Here is a 6,938-nt window from a genome sequence, read left to right as displayed (position 1 = left end):
CGCACTCGCGTGCTACGCGCAGTTTTTCCTCGCGTAGCCGCCTCTCCCCAGCCGCACTCGCGTGCTACGCGCAGTTTTCCCTCGCTTAACCGCCTCTCCCCAGCCGAGCGAGTCAATCTCAGCCGCACGACGGCAGTCCGGACGTTTCCGAACGACATTTCCTCTCCAGCAAGGCGAGGGACGCTAGGCGTGTTTGCAAACACGCTTAGGGGCATCTATCCCCTTTTCCCCCTGCTTCTTCGTCACGCAGGGATCAAAAATCCGACCCCATCTGCTTCCTTCGGGGGATGAAAACACGCCCTAGCTCTCCCGCTCGAAGAATGTCAGACGATTGCCGTTAGGGTCCTGCACCGTCATTTCCAGTCCGCCCCAGGGCGGCTTTTCGAGGCCAGGCCTCGCGTAGCGGTAAGCTTTCGCCAGCAGGGACTGCTGGTAGGCTTTCACGCCGCCGGTCTCGATCCGCACATTCGCCCCCGGGATCCCGTCGCCGAAGTGCTCCGACAGATGCAGCTCGCAGCCGCCCAGCGACAGGAACAGGTAAAGCGGCATCGACGGCTCGTGCCGATGCTCGCCGAGCAGCTCCGCCCCGAGGAAGTCCAGGTAGAACTCCCTCGTCTTTTCGACATCGAGCATCCTCAGCACAGGCACGATTCGTTTGCACTCCATTGGCTCATTCCCCTTTCATAGCGTCGATCAGCCGATCGAACTCGGCGCGGTCGAAGCCTCCGATAATGGTGTAGCTCTCGCTAGCATCGCGCTTGCCGATCGTGACGCTTTGGGATCTCAGCGTTACCATCGTCGGATCGTCTAGCTTGCCTTTTTCATAGATCGAGACGGAGTAGGTATTCAAAATGCCGTCGATCGCCGGCTCAGGACTGAACGGCCCGCGTGCCAGCTTCATCGGAGCGAGCGCCTCGAGCAGCGCGGTCATGCGCGCCATGCTGTCGGTCTTGATTGAGGTTTCCTCTGCCTGTTCATCCCACCTCATGACATAGATCCGATCGAGTTGGCCCGCTCCCCCCGGATCGATTCCCTGCTTTTCCAGCGTCGTCCGCCAAGGAAGATTCGCATTGGCCAGGAAGCCGAGTACGAGGATCGTCGCCAGTCCGAGGCGGATTACGATTTGTTGCCAGCTCCAAGCTCTTCTCTCTTTCAGCGTCCTGCTCATCCGCCGCCTCCTCCTTGTCCTCCGTGAGATTTATCCTAGCAGAGAAGCGCTTCCCTTGTAAGTCTTTTCCATAACAAACGGCCCGCCTATTCTATGGAATGGGCGGGCCGCTCGGGATTAGAGAAAGCGAGGGGGTTATTGCTGGACGGAGCGTCGGCGGTTGAAGCCTAACGACGAATCAGCTCGTTACGAGGCCGAATTCAACCCTGGCCAAAACGTAACGACTCGTGAGACGCTTAGAGTTGAAAAAAAGCGTCAAATGGGCGGAAAGAACGAGATTGGAGACGTGTAAGCGTCTGAGGCGTCGTTAGCGGATCGGGAAACGGAGAAAACGGCCTCTAAGCGTTTGACGCGTCGTTAGGACCTGTCGAGCGACCCGCGTTCTTTGAAAACTTCCGCAAGCCCCATGACGGCGGTCTGGACCCAATCGACGCCGCCTCGCATCACCCGTACGCCCCATGACGGCGGTCCGGCCCCGTCAGCGCATCATCTAACGCCGCCTAAAGGTACCTGCCGCCGCGAGCTTCCTTAGGAGAAAGCAACAGCCCGCCTTACGGCAGCAGCTTCAGCAGCCGCTGCAGGATGACCGCGGCCTGGGCGCGGGTCGCTTGGCCTTTCGGCTGCAGCGTATCCGCTCCAGTGCCGTTCATGATGCCGGCGGCGACGAGCTCCGCGAGCGCGCCGCGGGCATACGCCGCCGCTCGGCCGGCGTCGCGGAAGCCGCTCAGCGCGGAAGCGTCGCCCGCCGGGGAAACCCCGGCATGACGCAGATAGCGCGCCGCCAGCACAGCCATCTCCTCGCGGGTGATCTCGCGTCCCGGCTCGAAGCGTCCGCCGCCGGAGCCGCTGACGAGCCCCAGCTCGGCCGCGGCCGCGACCGCCTCCGCATACCATGCGTCCGCCTTCACATCGCCGAATCCGCTATCCGTCCCCGTGGACGCCAAGCCGAAGACGCGATGCAGCATCGTGATGAATTCGGCGCGCGTGACCGGCTTGCCCGGCTCGAAGACGCCCGGAGCCGTGCCGCGCAAAATGCCCTTGGCCGTCAGCTCGGCGATCGCGTCGCGCGCCCATGGAGCACCATCCAGATCGCGGAACGCCGGGATCGGGCTCGACGTCGGAGACGGAGATGCCGTCGGGCCGGCCGTCGGCTGCGGCGCGACGCTCGGCGAAGCGCTCGGCGTCACGCTTGGGATCGGCGTTGACGTCGGGCTTGGCGTCTCGCCTCCGCCTGGCGTTGACGTCGGGCTTGGCGTCTCGCCTCCGCCTGGCGTCGGCGTCGGGTTCTCGCTCGGCGCTGGCGTCGACGTCGGATCTCCGCTCGGCTTCGGCGTCGGCGTCGGGTTCTCGCTCGGCTTCGGCGTCGGCTCGCTGCCACCTCCTTCAAGCACGCCCGTCTTGACCAAGGTCAGGTCATCGACCTTGATCCAGTTGCCGCCGAGATCCTTGGAATGGATAGCAACGGTCAGCTTGCCCTCGCGCACCTCGAGGCCGCTCAGGCGGACGCTCGCCCAGCTCGCCTCGCCTTTCGGAATCGCGGCAGCCTTCGCAGCGCCGCCATCTCCGACCGCGATCACCTCCGCGGCGAGCTGGCCGCCCTTGGACTTCGTCCAGGCGCGAACCTCGTAGACGCCCGGCTCGAGCCCTGCCACCTCCTGCGAGGTCGTGACTTCATAGGCCGTGTCGTTCCAGTGGACGAGCGAGAACTTGTCCGTGCGGGCTCCGCCCTCGAGCTTGACGATGCCGCCCGTCACGTCGGCTCCGGCCGCGTCCTTGCTGCCCCAATGCTTCGGCAGCACCGGCCAGGCCGCCTCGTCGACGGCTTCCTCGAAGCCCGGATTGAGCAGCAGGTTCTTCACGACCGGCTCGGCGCCGTCGTCATACGTGTTGCCCGGCACGTCGACCTTCAGGACGAGCTTGTCCGTGGCTAAGGCCGTGCCGTCGAAGCGCTCCGCCGCCGCGACGACCTCCTTCTCGCCGTTGGCGATGCGCGAGGTCGAGTACGACCAGCGTCCATCCGCTCCGACCGGCGCATAGAAGCGGTCCTTGCCGATGCTCAGGAGCACGTCCTTCACGCCGCTCGCCGTCCCGCGCAGCGTCGTCGGCAGCGTCTTCACCTCGGAGACGGACTTGTCGATCGCCACCTGCGCGCCCTCCAGCTCCTCGAGGAAATTCGCGCCCTGGATGTCGTCGATGTAGATCGTGCCCGCGCTCGACCGCGAGTCCGGCAATCCGCCGAGATAAAGCGAGAACGTCTTGATCAGCCGGCTCGAATCCGGACGAGCGTCGGCGCTGCCGCCGTACCAGCCCGGATGGCGGAACGCGTCGAACGGCACCTGCACGAGCCGCGGATCGCTGCCGCGCATGATCATTTTCGTTTCCCAGAACTTGCCGTCGTCGTCCGAGAACTGGATCGCCAGCTCGTTGCCCGCGCCGTCCGGCTGCAGCCAGAAGCTGAAGCCGTCATAGCCGCTCAGGCGCAGGTAGTCCGGCGAGAAGCTGCCTCCGGCATAGCCCGGCCCGCTGAAGTCATAGTCCATGCGCAGGCCGTAGCCGCCTTCGGACTTGCGCGAGGCGTCGAGCGACACGTCGAGCAGGCCGCCGCCGGCATTGCGGGCGAACGCCTTCTGCACAAGCGCGTTGTAGCCGCCGTAGCCCTCGAAGTTGTCCAGCTTGGACGCGTTCGCAAGCTTCACTTCGTCGATTGCGATCGACCCGGACGAAGCCGATGCCGACTCGCCCCCGCTCACGATCAGCGCGAACCGCTGGACCGAGCTCAGGTCCATCGCCCCTTCGCCGGCGGCGTCTTTGCTCCACTCCGGCTGGACGAAGTCCGCCAGCTTGATCTCCACGACGCGAGCCGCCGTCCCGGACAGCGCGACCGGCGCTTCCCAGACGCGCCCATCGCCGGCCGTCAGCTGGAAGCTCAGCTTGTTGCCGCTGCCGTCCGGCTTCACCCAGGCATGCAGCGCGTCGAAGCCGCTCAGATCCGCTCCGCCGAGCGGGCGGGACAAGCCGGCATATCCTGCCGAGCCGAGCTCGTAGCCGAGCCGGACGCCGTAGCTGCCCTTGAAGCGGGACTCGCCGTCCAGCGCGATCGAGATTCCGTCTCCGTTCTCATTGCGCTCATACCGGGCGGCGATCGAGTCGTCGCGGCCGAAGTCGTACTCGCCGTCCTCCATCACATTCGCCGGAGGAGCCTCCGTCAGCGGCACGAGGCTGCTGCCGTAGCCGAGCTCGACGCGGGCCAGCCCGATTCCGTCCGCCCCGTCCGGGAACAGCGCGCGGACATAGCGCACCGACGCCGGCAGATCGAAGCTCGAATAGGCGAGCTTGCTCCAGCCCTCGGCGGCCGCTTCCTTCGTCAGGGCAGGCTGCAGCGGAACGTAGGCGATGCCGTCGATGGACGCCTCCAGCTTCAGCCCCGCGCTGCCTTCCGGCGCATAGGCGACGAACCGGTAGGAGCTCAGATCGGCCGGCACCGAATAGACGAGCGACGCCTCTGCGGATCCCGCATTCGCCAGCACCGCCTGGCCGCCGGTCGCCTCGCTGCCGTCCCGCCGCTCCAGCGCGTCCGACTTGGACGCCGGCAGCTCCGCGAACTCGCGGTCGACGACGAAGCCCTTGCGGCTGCGCTCCGGCACCGCCTGCCAGCCCGTGCCGGCATAGTCGTATTCCAGCTCGACGCGGTCGACCTTGACCCGCGCGCCGCCCTCGAGCAGCAGCTTGACGAAGCGGGTGTCCGCCGGCAGGCTGCCGGCCGTCGACCAGCCGTCCTGCACGTCCGCCGCGACCTCGGCATACCCCGCGTACGGCTCGCTCGACGCGAACCAGCGGACCTGGCCGGAGCCTTCGACCTTCGCCGCGGCGCGCTTCAGCGCGACCGGGGAAGCATACGTGATCGTGCCGCCGGACTCGCTGCCGACATGAGCCTTGAAGCCGATGCCGAGCTCGTTCCAGCTGTCCGCCGCGTTCGTCACGTTGGACGTATGGTCGAACGCATAGGTGCTGCGGGTTTCGAGCGGGCTCTGCAGCAGGCTCATCTCATCGGCGATGAGATGGCGCGCCGCCTCGACGGCGACGACGTTCGACCAGGCGGACTGGCCGCTCTCGTTCACGCCGCGCACCCGGTACTGGTAGCTGACGCCGGTGATGGCCCGCTCGTCATGGAACGCCTTCGTCCCGGCGCGTCCGCCGTCCGAAAAGCTTTCGACGACCGTCTCCCACGTCTCGCTGTCCTCGGAGCGCTGCACCTCGTAGCCGGACGCCCCGACCGAGCCTTGCCAGCGGATGTCCGCGACCGACTCGATCGGCAGCAGCTTCGGCGCGCCGTCCGGAGCCGGAATCGGCGGCACCGCCGTCGTCTTGGCCGCGTCGAGCTTGTCCATATAATGCGCGTACTTGTATACCGTGCGGATGATGCCGGTCTCGCCGTAATAATCGCCGGCCGAGAAGCCCGGCCAGTGGTAGGACGCCCAGTTGCCCGGGTTCTCGTCATGCCAGTAGAAGCCGCCGTCCTCCTTGTGCGGGCGCAGCGACCAGATGAGCGCGCCGGAGGTGCCGTTCTGCAGCGCCGCGTCGAACAGCGCGTCGACCGGCTCCTTGTCCGTGTAAAGGCCGAACTCCCCGAGGATGTACGGCTTCTTTCCTTTGGAGACGGCCCGGTCCCCGTTCACCTTGTCGATGAAGTTGCCGGTGTAGAAATGGTTGCCGACGACGTCGATGTTCGGGTCCGTCAGCGAATCCGGATGGATCGCGAACCGCCCGTCGAGCAGCAGCTGCTTCGGCTGCAGCTCCTCCTTGATGTAGCGGGCGATCTCCGTCGTCCACGCCTGCGGGAACTTGTCCTGGTTGTAGCCGCCGAGCTCGTTGCCGGTCTCCCAGGCGAGGATCGCCTTGTCGTCCTTGTATTTCACGCCGGTGATCGTGTTCGTCCGGTTGAGCATGTAGGCGACCGTCTGCTTGAACAGATCGATGACCTTGTCATCCGTGTAGAACTTCCAGCCGTCCGGGTCCGTCGCCGCGTCGCCGGTGATCGTGCCGGGATAAACGAAGTTCACGAAGCTCTCGATGCCGCCGACCCACTGCCACTGGTCGACGAACGGCACGATGACCCGCACGCCGGTGCGGTTCGCCAGGGCAAGCATCCGGTCCATCTTGCGGAAGCCCTCCTCGCTGAACTGCATGACGCCGTCCGCGTCCGGACCGAGGATGAACGCCGAGCCGGCGTTGGAGCCGTCATAGCGCAGCACCGACGGCACGTAGGAGCGTGTGACTTTGCCGCCCATCGCGGAAATCGTGCGCAGCGCGTCGTCCTGCGCGAACTCGGGATCGCCGAGCGCGCCGGGATAGTTGAGCGAGGCGAAGCGGAACTCCTGCTCGCCGTCCATCAGCCTGTCGCCGTCTACGGTGATGTAGGTCTGGAAGGCCGACGGCTCCGCGAGCCCGTACACGGCCTCGGCGGCCGTCGGCTCGTCCGGCTGGCCGGCAGGCGCAGCAGCCGCAGCCGAGCCGATGCCTCCTGCCGGAGCGGCCAGGGCCAGGATGAGAAGCCAGCATAAAAACGCTTTCATAATGGATTGCGGATGATGCTTGTTCATGAAGCTCATGCCTCCCGAATGTGATTGTGAGTTGCCCGAACTGCGGCCAAGCGGTTTGACTTGCCCTCCCTTCCGAGCTTGTTAGGCGAACGGATTGGCAGCGTTTCCTATAATTCAACGAAATTATAGTTTTACCTAAACTTTATGTCAACAAATTTTAATTTTAATCA

3 protein-coding genes are annotated in these 6,938 nt (G+C 65.4%); all 3 read right to left on the bottom strand.

Features of this window, described 5'->3' with window-relative positions:
- Positions 1 to 300: 300 nt before the first annotated feature.
- Positions 301 to 666, bottom strand: coding sequence for a glyoxalase superfamily protein (locus H582_RS0122270; protein WP_028600304.1), 366 nt, complete (start codon positions 664 to 666; stop codon positions 301 to 303).
- A 4-nt stretch (positions 667 to 670) separates the two neighbouring features.
- Positions 671 to 1,168 (bottom strand): hypothetical protein, encoded by a 498-nt coding sequence (locus H582_RS0122265; RefSeq protein WP_028600303.1) that lies wholly within the window; start codon positions 1,166 to 1,168, stop codon positions 671 to 673.
- A gap of 551 nt (positions 1,169 to 1,719) precedes the next feature.
- Positions 1,720 to 6,768: a CIA30 family protein gene (locus H582_RS30505; protein ID WP_164820174.1), complete on the bottom strand. Its 5,049-nt coding sequence runs from the start codon at positions 6,766 to 6,768 to the stop codon at positions 1,720 to 1,722.
- Positions 6,769 to 6,938 lie beyond the last annotated feature (170 nt).

The sequence above is a fragment of the Paenibacillus pasadenensis DSM 19293 genome (genome assembly GCF_000422485.1).
In the GTDB taxonomy this organism is placed as follows: Bacteria; Bacillota; Bacilli; order Paenibacillales; family Paenibacillaceae; genus Paenibacillus_O; species Paenibacillus_O pasadenensis.
This window is presented reverse-complemented; position numbering and strand designations above follow the sequence as displayed.